Source organism: Streptomyces sp. NPDC050211, from assembly GCF_040656035.1.
GTDB lineage: Bacteria > Actinomycetota > Actinomycetes > Streptomycetales > Streptomycetaceae > Streptomyces.
This window is the reverse complement of record NZ_JBFALC010000054.1, coordinates 38,721-55,791: the sequence shown is the minus strand read 5'-3', so window position 1 is coordinate 55,791 and position 17,071 is coordinate 38,721. Positions and strand designations below refer to the sequence as shown.

Here is a 17,071-nt window from a genome sequence, read left to right as displayed (position 1 = left end):
CTATCGGCGTCGCAATCAGGCCGGGTTCAGGCGCCACTGTTGGCAGTTGTTGCCCAACCAGCTCCACTGGCGTACGTCCGTGCCGTCCGTCGTGCCGCAGTTCGTCGCGTCGGCCACCTTGCCCGTTGCCTGGTTGACGATCCTGACGTAGCCGCCGTCTGTCGCCTGGAACCTGAACCGCTGGCAGGTGTTGTTCAGCCAGGACCACTGGCGTAGGTCGGCGCCGTCGGCGGAGGAGCAGTTCTCGGTGTCGAGGACCTTGCCGGTGGCGGTGTTCACCAGGCGGTGGGCGTCGTCGGCCAGGTCCTCCAGGCGCCATTTCTGGTTGTTACCGCCGTTGCATGTCCACTGCTGGACGTTGGTGCCGTCGGCCGTCGAACTCCCGGCCACCTCAAGGCACTTACCGCTGTTGCGGTTGGTGAGGGTGTACGTCGTGGAGGCGGAGGCCGGTTCTCCCGACGGGCCGGTCATGCTCGCGCCCAGGCGGGCCGGTGTGCCGAAGTTCGGGGTGCCGTCGGAGTTCCAGGTGAACTTCTGGGCGCGGGTTGTGCGGCCGTTGTCGCAGCCCTCGGAGGCGGCGTCGTTGGCGTGGTAGACGATCCAGTTCTCGGTGCCGTCGGGTGAGGTGAAGAAGCCGTTGTGGCCGGGGCCGTAGACGCCCGCGGAGTCGTTGCGCTGGAAGACGGGCGTGGACTTCTTGGTCCAGGAGGACGCGGAGAGCGGGTTGGAGCCGGTGAGGGTGAGCTGGCCGAGTTTGTAGTCGGGGGTCCAGCAGCCGCTCGCCGAGTAGATGAGGTAGGTCCGGCCGCCCCGTTGCAGGATCTCCGGGCCCTCGTTCACCGAACCACCGGAGGTCTCCCAGGAGTTGGTGGGGGTGGAGATGGTGGAGAAGCCGGTGGCGAGGGTGTAGGGGTTGGACATGCGGGCGGCCACCAGGTTCTGGGTGCCTCCGCTCGCGCTGCCGAACAGGTACAGGCTGCCGTTGATCGTGGCGACCGTCGGGTCCAGCATCCAGGCCGAGTTGAGCTGGTTGCGGTAGGTGTACGGGCCCATGGGGTCGGAGCCGCCGCTCTCCAGGACGTGAGTGCGTTGGGTCGGGTTGTAGTCGGAGACGTTCTGGCCGGCGACGTAGTACAGATACCAGCGGCCGTTGATGAAGTGGATCTCCGGCGCCCAGATGTTGCAGCAGCGGTTCGCCGCGTCGCCCTTCCACACCTCCACGCTGGGCGCGGTGGCGAGCCCGGCGAGGGTGGTGGACTTGCGCATGGTGATGACGTCGGTCCAACTCGTCGTCACCATGTAGTAGTTGCCGTTGTGGTACGAGATCCAGGGATCGGCGCCCTTCTGCGCCTTGACCGGGTTGGTGAACGAGGCCGCGCTCGCGGAGGACTGTCCCAGCCCCAGCAGGAAGACCAGCGCGGCCAGCAGGGTCAGTAGGCGACGGGCCATCCGCTGCTCCAGTTCAGTAGGTTGATGCCGAGTTTGGGTGTGCCGTTGTCCTGGCCGTCGTAGTAGTGGTAGACGATCAGGTCCCCGTCGGCGTCGTTCATGATCGACTGCCCGCCGGGGCCGATGTAGCGGCCGTGGGACTCGAGAACGGGCGTCCCGCCGTTGTTCATCATCGCCACGCCGTTCTTGTCGTGGTACGGCCCAGTGACGCTGGTGGCACGGCCGACCTTGACCTTGTACGTCGAACTGGTGCCGGCGCAGCAGGTGTCGTACGAGGCGAAGAGGTAGTAGTAGCTGCCGCGCTTGACGATGTAGGGCGCCTCGACGGCCTTGGTCCCGGTCGGGCGGGAGGCGAGCGAGTACCGGGTGGTGTTGCCGGCGAGCTGCTTGCCGGTGGACGGGTTGATCTGGATCATCTTGATGCCGGTCCACCAACTGCCGAAGGACAGCCACCACTTGCCGTCGCTGTCGACGAAGAGGTTCGGGTCGATGGCGTTGTAGTCGCTGGACGAGCCGGAGGTGTAGACGGTCCCCTGGTCGGTCCAGCTGCCGGGCCGGCCGGTGCTGGAGGTGGCGAGTCCGATGGCCGAGGTGTTGGAGCCGAACTTCGAGACGGAGTAGTACAGCAGGTACTTGCCGCCGTGGTACGAGATGTCCGGCGCCCAGGCCTCCGGCACGGAGGAGTACGACGACCACCAACCCGGGCGGGAGGAGAAGGCGTCGGCGCCCCCGTTGAAGGCGATGCGGTTGCCGGACGTCTTGCTGGCGATGCCTCCGCCGGTGGCGTACAGCAGGTACTGGCCGGACGAGGTGCGGATCATCGTCGGGTCGTGGGTGACGATGGAGCCGGTGACGGTACCGGGGTTGGGGTAGGCCGACGCGCTGGACGGGATGAGGGCCAGCAGGGCGGCGGCGGGGAGGGCGAGAAGAGCGGTTCTGGTGCGGCTCACGTGAACGCTCCTGTTCTGTATCTCGAACAACGATCGTCACTTCGGACGGAACGTAGAATCGAATCACTTGCGCGTCAATGACCCGCGCACGTCACGGCAGTCGGCAACCCGCGGCCACCGGAACGGGCCGGTCACCGTGGGCGCACTCGGGGTGTGCTGATCCTGTAACGCGCCTCAAGTCACCCTCGCGCACTCGGCGTCGCGGCTGGCAAGGTGAACGTGTATGCCGCACCGGGGTGGGGGAGGTACGGGAGCATGACGGCGATGATCTCCGTGAAGGTCGAGGGACCGGTCGGGCTGGACGAGCCCGAGGAGCTCCTTGCGGAACTGGGGCGGGAGACCGGTCTGGCCTGGCGGCTGGAGACGGCCGGGCAGCGGGGCACCCTCGACGGTGGGCTCGCTGTCACGACGCTGGAGGCGTTGGTCGGTGGCGTTGCCGGGGCCGTGGTGCAGGCGGCCGCCCAACGGGCGATCGACGTCTGGCGGGGTCGGCGGCTCGATCCGCCGACCGTCACCATCATCTTCCAGCCTCCACAGGACCCGGAGCCGCCGAGCCCCGACGACCCCGAGGGGAGCTGACCGGCATGGCATCCCGGGCGTTGGTGATCGGGGTCGGAACGTATGACGACGACTCCGGCATCCATGGGTATCCGACGATCGAAGCAAGCGCCCGCGCGTACGGGTCCGCGCTGGCCCGGGACCCCCGCTGGGGCGCCACGGCCGGATCCTCGGTGCTGGAGCCGCATCGGACGCGGACCGCGGACGGCGTGATGCGCGCCCTGCACGAGGCGTCCGCGGCCGGTGAGGGGCCGCAGGACGCCCTGCTCGTGGTGTACGTCGGGCATGGCGCGTACTGGCAGGACGTGCCGGGCGGTCAAGTCCACTTCGCGGTCGGCTCCTCCCGCATCAACGAACCCTGGACCTGGCTGTCCGCCTGGTACGTCTACCGGGCCATCAGGAAGAGCAAGGCCGGCCTCAAAGTGCTGATCGCCGACTGCTGTTACTCCAACATGCTGCCCCACCTCGGCCCCGAATCCGCACTGCCGGGTGCCCTCGGTACCCGCTACCAGGGCACGTGTGTGCTCACCGCGGTCGGCGGCAACGTCCACAACGCGTGGGCCGACGCCTGCGCGAACCTGCCCGACCCCCTCGACACCTGTACGCCGTTCAGCGGCCATCTGCTGAACGTGCTCGGGGAGGGCATGCCCGACCACCCCGACGACCTCACACTCGGTGCCCTCCGCGCCGGTATCGACGAGGGCATGCAGGAGTGCGGCGTCCACCACGCGCCCCGGATGCTGCTCAACGACGCCTCGGAGGCCGCCATGCTGTTCACCAACCACGCGAAGGGCCGGCGGTCCCGGGCGCGCATGCCGGACTCGGTGGACCAGTGGGTCCGTGAGCTGCACCTCAACGGCGACCGCATACTGCCCGATCTGATGAGCTACCCGGATCTCGCGGGCCGCGTGGTGGTGCAGTTGAAGAAGGGGGACGAACAGAGCCGTGCCCTGGCCCGCCGCGTCGACAGGAAGGCGGGCGGGCTGTTGACCAACCCGGCCGACTTCGTCGCGTACTGGGGTGAGATCGAACGCGCGATGCTGGGCGGCGGATGACGGACGGCGACGGCTCCGACGGCAGAGAAGGCGCCCGCCGCACCGACCATCTGTTCCAGCCGGACCTGGCCGAGTCGCTCAACGAGGCGTACGCCTGGGTGACCCGGTTCGAGGTCGAGCAGTTCGTGCGGAGTCTGGACACGATGCGCAAGGAGCGGCACGAGGCGATGGCCATGCGTGCCCTGCACGCCTTCGCCCTGCGCCGCCCGGTCAATGAACTGGTGGAGCTCGCCCACCACTTCGACGGGCGGGACGCGGTCATGCTGATGGCGACGGCGGCCCTGTCACGGCCCGTCGGGGAGGCGGCCGAGCTGGCCCTGATGCAGTACGAGGCAGAGTCCGGCAGTGAGCGCGCCCCGATCACGGCGAGCATCGTGCACGATGTCGCCTGCCAGCGCACGGCGTTCGACGTGGCGGTGTTCGTCCGGGTACTCGAGCTGCGGCAGCCGGTGCTCGCGGAGCGCACGGTGCAGGTGTTCGCGAGTCCCGGCTCCGGCCGCACCAACCTCGACAAGGCGCTGCTGCACACCGCGCTCCGCGACGAGGGCTGCGACGGCGAGGCCGACCGGCTCCTCGGACTGACCTTGCGGGCGATCGCCGACAGTCCGCCGGGCACCGCCGAGGTCGGTGACGAGGGCGAGGAGATGGCCGACCTGGCGGGTGCGTTCCAGCACCTCAGCCCGGCCGGGCGGCTCCTGGAGCGGTGGGTCGAGGAGAGGCTGAACGACTCGGACGCGACCGAGGTGGGCAGGACCCGGGAACTGGTGGCGAGGCTGATCGCCCGGCGTGGCGCCGGCCATGACGCGCTCGCCGAGCACCTCGGCCGCACCGCGCTGCCCCGGCATGTGGTGAAGCTCTGCGCGCTGCTGGCGAAGGGCGACACGGCGTCCCCCGCCAAATGCGCTCTGGTACGGCGATACGCGGCCGGGCACGAGAAAGTGCAGGAGCTGGCCGAGCTCGTGGCGTCCTGGCACAAGGAGCCCGCCCTGACCCGCACCACCCGGGAGCTGCTGACCGACATCGTGGCGGGCGCCACCGAACCCGGCTCCGCCCCCCGCTCCCTGACCGAGCTGAGGGATCTGGACAAGTGGCTGCGCGAGCGGGACGCCGACCCCGAGTGCTCGCGGCTGCTGCGCTATGCCGCCGCCGTACGGATCGAGGGGCGCTCCGGCGACGACCTGGTGACCCTGCTGGGCCGCATCGACCGCAGCCGTGACCGGACCCGGGCCGCGCACCGGGTGGGCCGCCGGCTGGCCATGGCCGTCATGGGCCCCGACGCGGACCGGGACCGGTTCGTGGAGTGCCTGCACGCGCTGCACGACGCCAGACACTTCGTCGCCGTACGCTCCGCCTGCCGTGAACTCTCCGACCCGTCCCACGAGATGCCGGTCGACGCCGCGCTGGTCGCCGATGTCGCGGGACGACTGCACCGTACCGGGCTGCAGAACGTCTCCTGGACGCTGCTCGAACGGTTCCTGGAGAACGAGCAGTTGGTGACTCCGGCCGATGTCGTCGAGGTCGTCGGCCAGGTACTGGCGCTGCGGCTGCCGGACGCGGAGCTGCTGCTGCGGGCCACGGTGGGCCGCTGGTCGGACGTCGGCCACCGTGACGACGCGGTGGCCGCACTACGGGTGGCCGGGCAGCGCGCGGCGGCGGACTGGGTCGTCAAGTCCCTGCGGTGACGGACGACTCCGCCCGAGGCTCGCTCCGGGGCGAGGGCAGGGTGGGCGGTACCTGATCCATGTACGTGTGGCAGGCCCGGACCATCAGGGGGAACACGACGGCCGCCGACCCGGCGACGACCAGCAGCGTCATCACGTCCAGAGTGCTGTACGTCTCCGGTGCTTCGTCCATGTGGTGCCGCAGCAGCGTGCACCCCACGATCACCGCCAGATGCGCCAGGAACAGCAGTACGGGCCGTACGGCGGGGTCGCCGGGGGTGGCGAAGCGGGAGACGTGGTCCCGTGCGTCGTAGCGTCGCAACAGGCGTCCCACGAAGGGCAGATCGAGTCGTGCCAGCCACGGCAGTCCGAGCAGCAGCGCCGAGCCGATTCCCACGGCGACCGTGCCCTGCCACACGTCGTCCCAGCCCGCCTCGTGTATCACCACGGCGATCGCGACGAACGCGGTGTACGACAGGACCAGATGCACCGCTCGACGCGTTCTCCCGAACGCCGGCAGTCTCAGCGCCACCAGAACGACGCCCGGCATGGCGTACACGATCAGTGTCGGCACGCTGTTGAGGGCGACCAGGTCCTCCCAGTTGCCCTGTACCAAAGACAGTATCGCCAGGCCGATGCCGAAGTTGACCAGCAGGATCATCCAGTACGCGTCGATCTCGGCACCCCGGAACCGGAACGAGGCCCGGCGTGCCGTCTGGAGTCCCCGGTGGGTGAGGTGGGCGCGGCTCAGGGTGGCGACCTCGCGGGTCAGGGCGTGGGTGAAGACGATGCCGGAGCCCATCGGGGAGAGGATCGCGTTCAGCCGGACCAGCCAGGCCAGCCAGGTCATCGACGCGGCCATGGCGAACTGGGAGTAAGGGGATTCGAGGATGTTCCCCGCCGCGAGCCTGCCGCAGTAGCCGCCGAACACGAACTGCAACGCCGTGTACAGCAGGAACGCCCCGACGAGAGTGCCGTACACCGCCCACCGCAGCCGTGCCGCCTCGCCCCTGCCGCGCCGCTTGACGTTGCCGGCGAAGTCGAGCGGGGCCTGGAAACCGATGTACGCGTAGATGATGCCGCCGCCCAGCACCACCTGCATCCACAGTGTCCCGGCCATTGCCTGCAGTTGGCTTGTGTTCCCCGGGTGCTCGCTGAAATGCCAGACGTCCTTCGGGTCGCAGCTGTCGGCGGCGTCGGACCAGGCCATCACCAGGCAGACGACGATCAGTACCGGGATCACGACCTTGACCAAGGTGATGAAGAGGTTCAGCCTGATCAGCCGACGTGGCGGCAGCATGTTGAGCCCCACGATCAATGCCATGAACAGGACGGCGCACAGCCAGCCGGTGAGGGAGAGGTCGTAGGGCCGTGCCACGCTCCCCCGGGTGAACTCGCCGACCGTCTGCAGCTTGTCCCCCTCCTTCAGCAGCGAGGGAACCCAGTGCGCCAGCCCTCGGACCATGGCCGCTGCCTCACTGGCCGGGTTCACCGCGTAGACGATCCACAGTCCGGCGGCCACGACCGTGGCCACGAGCGGCCCGGCGGCCTGCAGCGGGAGGAAGATCAGGCCGCCCGTCTTGGGGACGGCGATGCCCAGTTCGACCATCACGGCTGCGATCAACAGCATCAGCGCGCCGCCGACCACCCACGCCAACAGAGCGTTGTCGCCGGTCGCCCAGTAGACCTGACCTGCGGCCAGCAGCCACCCGGAACCGACGACACCGCCGGCGGCGAGGCCCACGAGGTCCAGGGTGGAGAGCCGACGCCGCTCGTCCGTGTCCTCCGCCGAGCCCTCCTGTGCCGTGTCCCGGCCGCCCAACCACCCCAACGCCATCCCCCTTCAACGGACTTGCGGTAGTTCACCGTGCCCACGAGCGCCCAGCCTTCACAGGCTACACACGCGTGGGCACTCCTGGTGACGCCAGTCCGTCCCCGCGGGTCAGGCGTGCGGGGGCTACTTACCCGGGCACTCCTTCCAGGCCAAGTGGTAGGTCGTGCTGATGTCGCCGTCGGTCGAGTCCATCGTCATGAAGCTGGTGCTGCCCGGTGTCGACGTGCCTGCGCTCACGCGCAGCTCCGTGTTGATGTTGAAGTTGCGCTCGACCCCGCAGGGCGACCAGACGATCTGGGCGTACTCCGTCTGGTCCGTGGCCTGCCAGTTGTCGTTGTACAGGCCGCTGAAGGTGTGGGTCTTGGACGCCGTGTTCGACGAGCCCTGGAAGTAGTACGAGGCCTTCTGCATGCCGGTCGCGCCGCGCTGGAGCGAGGCGAAGCCCCGGTAGTCCGCGCTGGCGATGCCGTACGTGAAGCCGCCGGGGACGTGGACGATCAGGTTGAGCTGGCAGTTCTTGCGAAACGCCGTCGGGTCGGCGTTGCCGCCGACCTTGGCGAGGTAGTCGCTGTAGGTGACGGTGAAGGCGGTGTTGTCCGGGGAGACGGCCACCGCGGCCGTGCCCAGCGGGCAGCCCGAGCCGTTCACGGTGGCGATCTTGATGACGACCTTGTCCGTGGGCGGGTCGTCGAACGAGGAGGTCGGGGCGGCGTGCGCGGGCAGTGTGGCCGTGAGGAGGGCGGCCAGCGCGCCGCCGCTCAGCAGGAGTCCACGAGACATGGTCTCTCCAAAGGGTTGGGGGGTGGCTGTGCCTCCAGCCTTCGTTGAGTTTTGAAGAAACTGTGAGGTTTCTGTGAAGGCGAGAGGCGTTCGCATCGTACGAGCCGCGCGCACGGCCGTCATGGGCGAACTCCAGCCATTTACAACCCAGTTGAGCGAGCAGCGCAGCCGGCCTAGGGACTGACCGGTTGCGGCTCCGCCTCGGCCCGCTCAGGCTCCGCCGCCTTCTCCTGGCGGTGGGCGCGGATCGAGTAGGCCACGGCCGCGGCCCACACCGCGTACAGGGCGACGTACAGCGAGGTGCTCAGTCCGCCCGACGCGCCGATCCAGTCGCTCTTCAGCAGCGTACGGACGTTGGTCACGATGATCACGCCGCCTACCGCCGAGCCCAGGATCCGCGGCGGGACCAGGCGCACCAGCCACGCGGCGATCGGCGCGGCGATCAGGCCGCCGATCAGGAAGGCGGCCACCCACACGAAGTCGACGCCCTGTGAGCCGAGCGAGAGGAGGAAGCCGAGGCTCGCGGCGACCGCGACCAGGAACTCGCTGGTGTCGATCGAGCCGATGACCTTACGGGGTTCCATCCGGCCGCTGGCCAGCAGGGCGGGCGTACCGACCGGGCCCCAGCCGCCTCCCCCGGTCGCGTCCAGAAACCCGGCGACCAGGCCCAGCGGCGTCAGGAACCGCCTCCGCAGCGGCTTGCCCAACTGGCCCTTCGGCAGGCCGCGGAAGGTGAAGCGGGACATGACGTACAGCCCGAGGCCGAGCAGGATCAGGGACATCACCGGCTCGGCGACCTCGGTCGAGAGCTGGGACAGGACGGTCGCGCCGAGAAAGGCTCCGACAGCGCCCGGCACGCCGATCTTCGCGACGACCTTCCAGTCCACGTTCCCGAAGCGCCAGTGCGAGGCGCCCGACATCAGCGTCGTACCGATCTCGGCGAGATGGACGGTGGCCGAGGCGGCGGCCGGGTTGGTGCCCATGGCGAGCAGCAGGGTCGTGGAGGTCACGCCGTAGGCCATGCCGAGGCTGCCGTCCACGAGCTGGGCGCCAAGTCCCGCGAGGGCGAGCAGTATCAGCGTGCGCATGCGGTCGGTCCCGTCTTCCCAAGGATTCCTACCGGGTTGGTAGGGATGGACAGGAGGGGATGGTAGGGCATCAAGCTGAGGACGAGCTGAGAGCCTCTGGGCCTGTTCCCAACTGCCGCGTTGCGCCCACGCGAACGCCCGGCTGGGAAAGCCCAGCCGGGCGCCGGTGCCTGGCCCGGGCCAGGGGCGGGTTCAGCGGGTCGAACGCTGGATCAGTTCGTACTGGGCGGACGTGGACTCTCCGGTGATGAGTCCGTAATTGCCGACGGACCAGAACTGTCCGGTGCGGCCGGTGGGCGCGAGGGCATCGATGTCGTACGCCTGGGTCTGGCCGCCAGGGACGGCGTCGCCCTCGACGGAGGTCCAGACGCCGCCGCGCAGGCGCCAGTAGAGGGCGGTGCCCTCAAAGCCGTAGCGGTCGCCCGAGACCCAGACGGTGCCCTTGCCGTCGCCGGTGATGGCACTGGCCCACAGCCCGTCGACCGGCCCGGTGACGTCGCGCCAGCTGCGGCCGTCCCAGTGCAGCACCTTGCTCTGCTGCGGTTCGTCCTCGGTGTACGGGGTGAGTGCGGTGGCCCAGACGCTGCGGGCGGACTCCTGGTACACGGACGTGACCACGAGATCGCTGCCGGTCGGCGCGACGTCGGTCCACGAACTGCCGTCCCAGTGCATGAGCACGGACCGCCCCGGCTGGCCGACGTGCGCGAACTGCCCGACCGCCCAGGCGTCGCGGGAGTTCCGCGCCTCGATGGCGTTGATGAAGACGCCGCTCTGGAGGGGTGTGCTCTGCCAGACGCCGTTGGCGTAGGAGTTGATCGCGGTGTCGCTCACCAGCCAGACCTTGCCGGGGACGGCGGCGAGCTTCGCGAAGCCGTAGCCCTTCTCCGCGGGCAGCGGCATCTGCGTCCACCGCTTGCCGTCGTAGTGGGCCAGGGTCTCGCCGTCCTGGCCCCAGCCGTACGCCCAGACGTCGTGCGCCGACACCGCGTCCACGGCGTACCACACACCGGTCGCCGGCACACCGGGGGTGGACTGCTGCTGCCAGGTCCTGCCGTCCCAGCGCAGGATGACGCCCTTGCCGACGCCGTCGATGTACTGGTGTCCCACGGCCCAGGCGGCGTTCGGACCGGCCGAAGCGATGTCGGACAGCGCGGAGTTGTCCGAGAGCGTCCCCGCCAAGGAGGTGCGCCAGGCCGGAGCCGAGGTCTGGTCCGGGGCCGACGCGGCGGGAGCCGCACGGTCCGCCGCTGAGACCGTGGCCGGGGCGACGGCCACGGTGGCCGCCGCTAACGCCGTGACGATCGCGATCTTGAGATACGTGCCTGTCTTCATGACTGCTCCCCGTTGTCTGCCGGCTACGGGGGTGCCGCGTGGATCCCGCGACTTCGCCCCCGTGGTCACGTGCACACTTATGAGACCGCTCGCCCTGCCGGACGGTTGTGCCGAACAGAGGGCGGTCGCATCTCGGGGCTGTGAGCCCTACGGGTTCTCCCATGCCGCCGGTTCGGCGGCCAGCTCCTTCACCGCCACCGGCAGGGCGTCCGCCGCGACGTCCGCGATCGTGACGCCCTCGAGGATCCGGCGGACGTTGGCGCGCAGCGCGATCCACAGTGGCAGCAGCGGCTCGGCCGACCCGGCGTAGGACAGGCCGGTCGGACGGACCCCGCGCACGGAGACGATGGGGCCGTCGACGGCCCGGATCACATCGGCGACGGTGATCGCCGCCGCGTCCCGGGCCAGCCGGTAGCCGCCGTTGCCGCCGCGCCGGCTGTCGACCAGCCCGGCGCGGCGGAGGTCGCCGAGGATGCCCTCCAGGAACTTGTGCGGGATGTCCTGGACGGTGGCGATGGTCTCCGCCTTCACCGGACCGTCGCCGTGGTGCACGGCCAGCTCCAGTACCGCCCGTACCGCGTAGTCCGCCCGTGCCGAGATCCTCATACGACCATTGTCACCGGTCCCGCCTGCCTCAGCGCAGCCGGATCACGTTCCAGGACAGCGGTTCCAGTACGGCGGTGAGGGTGCCGTCCGTGAGCGCCGTGCCCTCGACCAGATGCGGGAGGACGCGTCCGGGGTCGTCGAGGGTGTTGCGGGCGTCCGGGTCGGCGTCCGCGAGTGCGCTGTGCTCGACGACCGACGTCAAGTCCAGGCGGTTCAGGGCGACTTCGAGCGGCAGCGGCTCGGTGCGGCTGCGGTTCACCGCGAACACGGTGACCGCGCCGTCGTCGGCGCGTACGGCGGTGGCGTGCAGCAGGTCCGCCTCGCCGTACTTGGCCGTCTCGTACGTCGGTGAGTCCACCCGTACATCCAGGACCTGCCCGCGTCCGTACTTCGACGCCTGCGCGAACGGGAAGAACGTCGTCTGCCGCCAGGCCGGGCCGCCCGGTTCCGTCATGATCGGCGCGATGACGTTGACGAGCTGGGCGAGGCAGGCGACGGTGACGCGGTCCGCGTGGCGGAGCAGGGCGATGAGGAGCGAGCCGAAGACCACGGCGTCGGTGACGCTGTAGTTGTCCTCCAGGAGACGGGGCGCCTCCGGCCAGTCGTCCTGCTCGAACGCCTTCGCCCGCGCCTCCCAGTCGGGCAGATACCAGACGTTCCACTCGTCGAAGGACAGGTTGATCCGCTTCTTCGACTTGAGCTGTGCGCCCACGTGGTCGGCGGTCGCGACGACGTTGTCGATGAAGGACTCCATGTCGACGGCGGAGGCGAGGAAGGAGTCGATGTCGCCGTTCTCGGGCCAGTAATAGGCGTGCAGCGAGACGTAGTCGACGAGGTCGTACGTCTCCTTGAGGACCGTCGCCTCCCACTCCGCGAAGGTCGGCATGGACTGGCTGGAGGAACCGCAGGCGACGAGTTCCACGGTGGGGTCCATCTGGCGCATGGCACGGGCCGTTTCGGCGGCGACACGGCCGTACTCCTCGGCCGTCTTGTGGCCCGTCTGCCACGGGCCGTCCATCTCGTTGCCGAGGCACCAGAGCTTGATGCCGAAGGGGTCCTTGTCGCCGTGGGAGACGCGGAGCTCTGCGAGGGCGGTGCCGGAGGTGTGGTTGGCGTATTCCTGGAGCTCCAGGGCTTCCGCCACGCCTCGGGTGCCGAGGTTGACCGCCATCATGGGTTCGGACTGGGGGCCGATCTTGCGGAGGAAGTCGATGTATTCGGAGAGGCCGAATTTGTTGGTCTCGGTGGAGTGCCAGGCGAGGTCCAGGCGGCGGGGGCGGGTCTCGGCGGGGCCGACCGAGTCTTCCCACTTGTAGCCCGAGACGAAGTTTCCGCCGGGGTAGCGGATGGTTGTTACGCCGAGTTCGCGGACGAGGTTGAGGACGTCTTGGCGGAGGCCTGACTCGTCGGCGGTGGGGTGGTCCGGTTCGAAGATGCCGGTGTAGACGCAGCGGCCGAGGTGTTCTACGAAGGAGCCGAAGAGGCGGGGGTTTACCTGGCCGATGGTGAATGCGGGGTCCAGGGTGAAGCGGGCGGTTCGCATGGTTTCCTTTCGTCTGCGGGTGCGTGGGGGCTTGTCGCGCCCACGCGGCGGAGCCGCAAATTGATACAGCCCCGCGCCCCTAAAGGGCGTTGGGCCAGCCGTCGCTTGACCAGCTGAGCCTGTTCAGCCCTAGCTTCGGGGTGCCGCTGTCCTCTGCGTCGTAGTAGTGATACGCCAGCCAGTCCTTACCCCTGTCCCTGAACACCGACTGGCCCCCCGTGCCGACATAACGACCATGCCCCTCCAGCAGCAGGTCACCGCCGCCTTCCAGCATCGGCCTTCCTGTGCTGTCAACGTACGGCCCCGTGATCTTCGTGGCGCGGCCGACCTTGATTTTGTACGTCGAGTTCACGCCCGCGCAGCAGGTGTCGTAGGAGGCGAAGAGGTAGTAGTGGCGGCCGTGTTTGACGATGTACGGGCCCTCTACGGCGTAGGGCGCGTCCGGGCGGGTGGCCAGGTGGTGGACGGGGGTGCCTGGCGCCGCCTTGCCCGTCCTCTCGTCGATCTCGATCATGCGAATGCCTGTCCAGTACGAGCCGAAGGACATCCAGAGTTTGCCGTCCGCCCTGATCAGGGCGGGGTCGATGGCGTTCCAGTGGTCGGTTGTTTCCGAGGTGAAGGCCTTGCCGTGGTCGGTCCAGGTGCCGGGGAGGCCGGAGGGGGAGGTGGCGACGCCGATCGCGGAGTGGTTGGTGCCCCAGCTGGATACGGCGTAGTAGAGCCAGTAGCGGCCGGCGCGGTAGGAGATGTCGGGGGCCCAGGGGTCGCCGGTGTCGTTGTACTCGTACCACCAACTCGGGGGCTCAGCGAAGGCGTTGCCCGCGTCCGTCCAGTGGGTGCGGTCCTTGGAGACGCGGGCTCCGATCACGCCGCCGGTCGAATAGGCGACGTAACCGCCCGACTTGAGGCGGATGACGGTCGGGTCGTGGATGATCTGCTGGCCGGTGATCGGCTGGGGGGCGGGGTAGCTCTCCGCCGCCTGTGCTGTGTTGGGGAGGAAGGCCAGGAGAATCGCGGCCAGTACGGCCGTCACCGCTCTGTGCGCTCTCACTGTCCCGCCAATCCCGTGTGGGCGACGCCCGCGACGATCTGTCGTTGGAAGAAGACGAACACGATGATCAGCGGCAGCCCGGCCATCAACCCGCCCGCCATCAGCTGCGCCCACTGGATGCCGTACGAGTTCATGACCGTCGCGATGCCGTTCGGCATCGTCATCAGGTCGGGGTTGTTGGTCACCATGTACGGCCAGAGGAAGTTGTTCCAGGACGCGATGAAGGTGAAGATGCCGACCGCCGCGAGGGAGGGGCGGGCGAGGGGGACGACGATGGTGAAGAAGACGCGCCAGCGGCCCGCGCCGTCGATGAAGGCGGCTTCCTCCAGCTCGCGCGGGATGCCCTGGAAGAACTTGTAGAGGATGTAGACCATCGCGGCGGGCGCGCACTGCGGCAGGATCATGCCCCAGTACGTGTCGACCATCCCCATCTGCTGGACCGTGGTGAAAAGGGGGACGCCGAGGACCGCGGGGGAGATCATCAGGCCCGCCATGACGACGGCCATGAGAACGCCCTTGCCGCGGAACTCCGTGCGGGCGAAGCCGTATCCGGCGAGGGCGCTCACGAGCAGGACGACCGAGGTCACGCAGACCGAGACGACCAGGGAGTTCACGAACCAGTTGGTGATGTTGCCGGTCTCGAAGAGGGCCGTCCAGGCCTGGCCCGTCCAGTCCTTCGGGAGCCAGTGCGGGGGTACCTCGACGGCCTCGGTCTCCGACTTGAGGGAGGTGAACAGGCCCCAGGCGAGAGGCGCGAGGAAGACGAGGGAGACGGCCGTGCCGAGGAGGGTGAGGATGATCTGGCTGGGGGTCCACGCCTTGCGCGGCTTCATCGGTACGGCGGTCGTCATCGGACGGCGCCCTCCTCACGGTTGCGCAGCAGCCACATCCGGGCGAGGGCGACGGCCGCGATGATCACGAAGAAGATGATGGAGATGGCGGAGGCGTAGCCCACGCGGTAGCTGGTGAAGCCCTCTTCGAGCGTGTACTGGACGAAGGTCCGGGTCGCGCCCTCGGGGCCGGGAGTGAAGTCCATCATCACGACCGCCTGGTCGAAGACCTGGAGCGAGGCCAGGATCTGGAGCGCGATGACGAGGCCGGTGATGTTGCGGAGCATGGGGAGCGTGATGTGGATCATGCGGTGCCACGCGTTCGCGCCGTCCAGCTTCGCCGCCTCGTAGAGGTGATCCGGGATGGACTGGAGCGCGGCGAGGTAGAGCAGGAAGCTGAAGCCGACCGTCCACCACAGGGTGGCGATGACGATGGCGAGCAGGGCGTACGACTTGTCGGTCAGCCAGGGTGTCTCGATGCCGAAGACGTGGTTGACCATGCCGGTGCCGGGGTTGAACAGCCACTGCCACAGGTTGCCCGCGACGGTGGAGGGGAGGAGGAAGGGCGCGAAGAAGCACAGGCGCCACAGCCACTTGGCGCGTTCGATGTGGTGGGCGAGCATCGCGAGGAGGAAGGCCAGGACCGTGATGCAGGGCACGACCAGGAGCGTGAAGTACGCGCTGTGGCCGAGCGTGTCCCACATCAGGGGGTCCTGGAGGGCCTCGCGGTAGTTGTCCAGGCCGACGAAGTTCGCGCTGTCGCCGGAGATGTTGGCGTCGGTGAAGCTGAGGTAGAGGCCGCGGAGAAGTGGCCAGATGACGAAGAGGGCGAAGAGCACCAGGAACGGGGCCACGAACCAGCCGCCGTGCTGAAAGCCTTGCTTACGGCGGACGGTGGCGCTGTCGGCGGCGGTCTTCGCCCGCGCCGGTGCGAGGACGGTCTGAGCGCTGGTGGTCATGCGACCACACCTCCCTGCGCGGCGGTCCTGCCGTCCATGGGGTTCTTCGTCGCGAGCAGCCTGGTGAGCTCGCTCTTCATCCGGCGGGCGGCGGCGTCCGGCTTGGCGGAGCCCGTCGTCGAGGAAACGACGATCGGGCCGATGTCCTGGGCGAGGATGCCGGTGGAGCCCGCGAACCACACCTTGGGCTCGGTGGCCTGGTGGTCCATGGCGGAGACGTACTCGTTCTGCGGGGTCATCTTCTGGTACGCGGCTGTGGACAGGATCGGCCGGTAGGCGGGGATGTGGCCGCCGAGCGCCCACTGCTGGGCGTCCTTGACGATGTAGGCGGCGAGTTGGTGTGCGGCCTCGTTGGCGGGGCCGCCGCGGTCGGACTGGTGCGGCAGGACGAAGGCGTGCGACTCGGCGTGGGTGGCCTGCTTGCCGAAGACGGGCGGCAGCGGGGTGGCTCCGTAGTCGACCTTCGCGGTGTCGAAGACCGGTACCGACCAGTTGCCCTCCCAGACGAAGGGGGAGCCGTTGACGAACTGTTCGGCGCCCGCGGTACCCCCGAAGTTCGGGTTGGCGTATCCGTCGGTGATGTGCCGGCGCAGGAACTCCAGGACCTGGGTGGCCTTGTCGGTGTCGAAGGTGACCTCGGTGTCGGCGTCGTTGAACCAGGTGCCGCCGAGCTGGGTGTAGAAGGCGACGAAGAACCACCACTGGAAGTTCTGGTCGCTGTGCCAGAAGCCGAAGGTCTGCAGGCCCTTCTTCGTGGCCCCCTTGGCCTCCTTCAGCACGTCGAACCACTCGTCGGCGGAGGTGACCGGGACCATCCGGCCGTCGTCCCCGAGCAGCCCCGCCTTCTTCAGCACATCCCTGCGGTAGAAGCAGAGCTGGACGTGGATGTCGAGCGGGACGGCGTAGAGCTCGCCGTCGATGACGCCGCGGTTCCACAGCTGGGGGTTGAAGTCCTGCTGCCGTACGCCGTACTTGGCGAGCAGGTCGACGTCCCAGGCGTCCAGGAGGCGGCCGGGCGAGAACCCGGTGACCCGGCCCATGTGCATGACGCCGAGATCGGGTGCGCGGCTGCCCGCGGCCGCCATGGCGAGCTTGGTGTAGAAGGGACTGCCCCACTGGAGGGTGGAGTCCTTCACCGCGATGCCCGGGTTGTCCTTACGGAAGGCGTCCAGCATCGCGATCATGTTGTAGCCGTCGCCGCCGCTGAAGAGGTTCCAGTAGCGCACCCGGGTGTCCGCGCCGGAGGCGAGCGCGTCGGCGCCCGTGCCGAGTGCGGCGAAGCCGAAGCTGCCCGCGACCGCCAATCCGCCCGCCGCGGCCAGAAGTTGCCTGCGATTGAGGCCGGGTTGTCCCATGTGCCCTGCCCTCACTGTTC

Annotated in this window: 15 protein-coding genes; 3 read left to right on the top strand and 12 right to left on the bottom strand. The window is 68.9% G+C overall.

Annotated features, from left to right (window positions below):
* Positions 1 to 15: 15 nt before the first annotated feature.
* Positions 16 to 1,449 carry a family 43 glycosylhydrolase gene (locus AB0I98_RS37385; protein WP_362949658.1) on the bottom strand — a complete coding sequence of 478 codons (1,434 nt, stop codon included), beginning with the start codon at positions 1,447 to 1,449 and terminating at the stop codon, positions 16 to 18.
* Positions 1,431 to 2,399, bottom strand: coding sequence for an arabinan endo-1,5-alpha-L-arabinosidase (locus AB0I98_RS37380; protein WP_362949657.1), 969 nt, complete (start codon positions 2,397 to 2,399; stop codon positions 1,431 to 1,433). Before AB0I98_RS37380 ends, AB0I98_RS37385 begins: the two co-directional genes overlap by 19 nt.
* A 255-nt stretch (positions 2,400 to 2,654) precedes the next feature.
* Between AB0I98_RS37380 and AB0I98_RS37375 the strand changes: the two genes are divergently transcribed.
* From AB0I98_RS37375 to AB0I98_RS37365, 3 genes are read left to right on the top strand one after another with little or no spacing between them, the layout of a single operon-like run.
* Positions 2,655 to 2,978: a hypothetical protein gene (locus AB0I98_RS37375; RefSeq protein ID WP_362949655.1), complete on the top strand. Its 324-nt coding sequence runs from the start codon at positions 2,655 to 2,657 to the stop codon at positions 2,976 to 2,978.
* A 5-nt stretch (positions 2,979 to 2,983) separates the two neighbouring features.
* The gene (locus tag AB0I98_RS37370; RefSeq protein ID WP_362949654.1) at positions 2,984 to 4,012 is read left to right on the top strand and encodes a hypothetical protein; all 1,029 of its coding nucleotides are present in this window, start codon (positions 2,984 to 2,986) and stop codon (positions 4,010 to 4,012) included.
* Positions 4,009 to 5,694 carry a hypothetical protein gene (locus AB0I98_RS37365; protein WP_362949652.1) on the top strand — a complete coding sequence of 562 codons (1,686 nt, stop codon included), beginning with the start codon at positions 4,009 to 4,011 and terminating at the stop codon, positions 5,692 to 5,694. Before AB0I98_RS37370 ends, AB0I98_RS37365 begins: the two co-directional genes overlap by 4 nt.
* Here the strand turns inward: AB0I98_RS37365 and AB0I98_RS37360 are convergent.
* From AB0I98_RS37360 to AB0I98_RS37315, 10 genes are all read right to left on the bottom strand, one after another.
* Complete coding sequence (locus tag AB0I98_RS37360; protein ID WP_362949650.1) at positions 5,678 to 7,504, bottom strand: APC family permease; 1,827 nt, start codon at positions 7,502 to 7,504, stop codon at positions 5,678 to 5,680. The genes AB0I98_RS37365 and AB0I98_RS37360 overlap by 17 nt on opposite strands.
* A gap of 126 nt (positions 7,505 to 7,630) precedes the next feature.
* The gene (locus tag AB0I98_RS37355; RefSeq protein WP_362949648.1) at positions 7,631 to 8,287 is read right to left on the bottom strand and encodes a DUF4360 domain-containing protein; all 657 of its coding nucleotides are present in this window, start codon (positions 8,285 to 8,287) and stop codon (positions 7,631 to 7,633) included.
* Between the two features lie 173 nt (positions 8,288 to 8,460).
* A complete protein-coding gene (locus tag AB0I98_RS37350; protein ID WP_362949646.1) occupies positions 8,461 to 9,375 on the bottom strand; it encodes a sulfite exporter TauE/SafE family protein in 915 nt (304 codons plus the stop codon).
* 192 nt (positions 9,376 to 9,567) lie between these two features.
* On the bottom strand, positions 9,568 to 10,707 hold the full coding sequence (locus AB0I98_RS37345; RefSeq protein WP_362949645.1) for a hypothetical protein: 1,140 nt from the start codon (positions 10,705 to 10,707) through the stop codon (positions 9,568 to 9,570).
* Between the two features lie 147 nt (positions 10,708 to 10,854).
* Positions 10,855 to 11,313, bottom strand: a complete 459-nt coding sequence (locus AB0I98_RS37340) for an Rrf2 family transcriptional regulator (protein WP_362949643.1) — start codon at positions 11,311 to 11,313, stop codon at positions 10,855 to 10,857.
* 28 nt (positions 11,314 to 11,341) lie between these two features.
* A complete protein-coding gene (locus tag AB0I98_RS37335; RefSeq protein WP_362949642.1) occupies positions 11,342 to 12,856 on the bottom strand; it encodes an alpha-N-arabinofuranosidase in 1,515 nt (504 codons plus the stop codon).
* 79 nt (positions 12,857 to 12,935) lie between these two features.
* Positions 12,936 to 13,907, bottom strand: a complete 972-nt coding sequence (locus tag AB0I98_RS37330) for an arabinan endo-1,5-alpha-L-arabinosidase (protein WP_362949641.1) — start codon at positions 13,905 to 13,907, stop codon at positions 12,936 to 12,938.
* Entirely contained in the window at positions 13,904 to 14,758 is an 855-nt protein-coding gene (locus AB0I98_RS37325; RefSeq protein ID WP_362949639.1) for a carbohydrate ABC transporter permease, read from the bottom strand. Before AB0I98_RS37325 ends, AB0I98_RS37330 begins: the two co-directional genes overlap by 4 nt.
* Entirely contained in the window at positions 14,755 to 15,696 is a 942-nt protein-coding gene (locus AB0I98_RS37320; RefSeq protein ID WP_362949637.1) for a sugar ABC transporter permease, read from the bottom strand. The genes AB0I98_RS37325 and AB0I98_RS37320 overlap by 4 nt, the downstream gene beginning before the upstream one ends.
* Positions 15,693 to 17,051 (bottom strand): extracellular solute-binding protein, encoded by a 1,359-nt coding sequence (locus AB0I98_RS37315; protein WP_362949636.1) that lies wholly within the window; start codon positions 17,049 to 17,051, stop codon positions 15,693 to 15,695. Before AB0I98_RS37315 ends, AB0I98_RS37320 begins: the two co-directional genes overlap by 4 nt.
* Between the last annotated feature and the right edge of the window lie 20 nt (positions 17,052 to 17,071).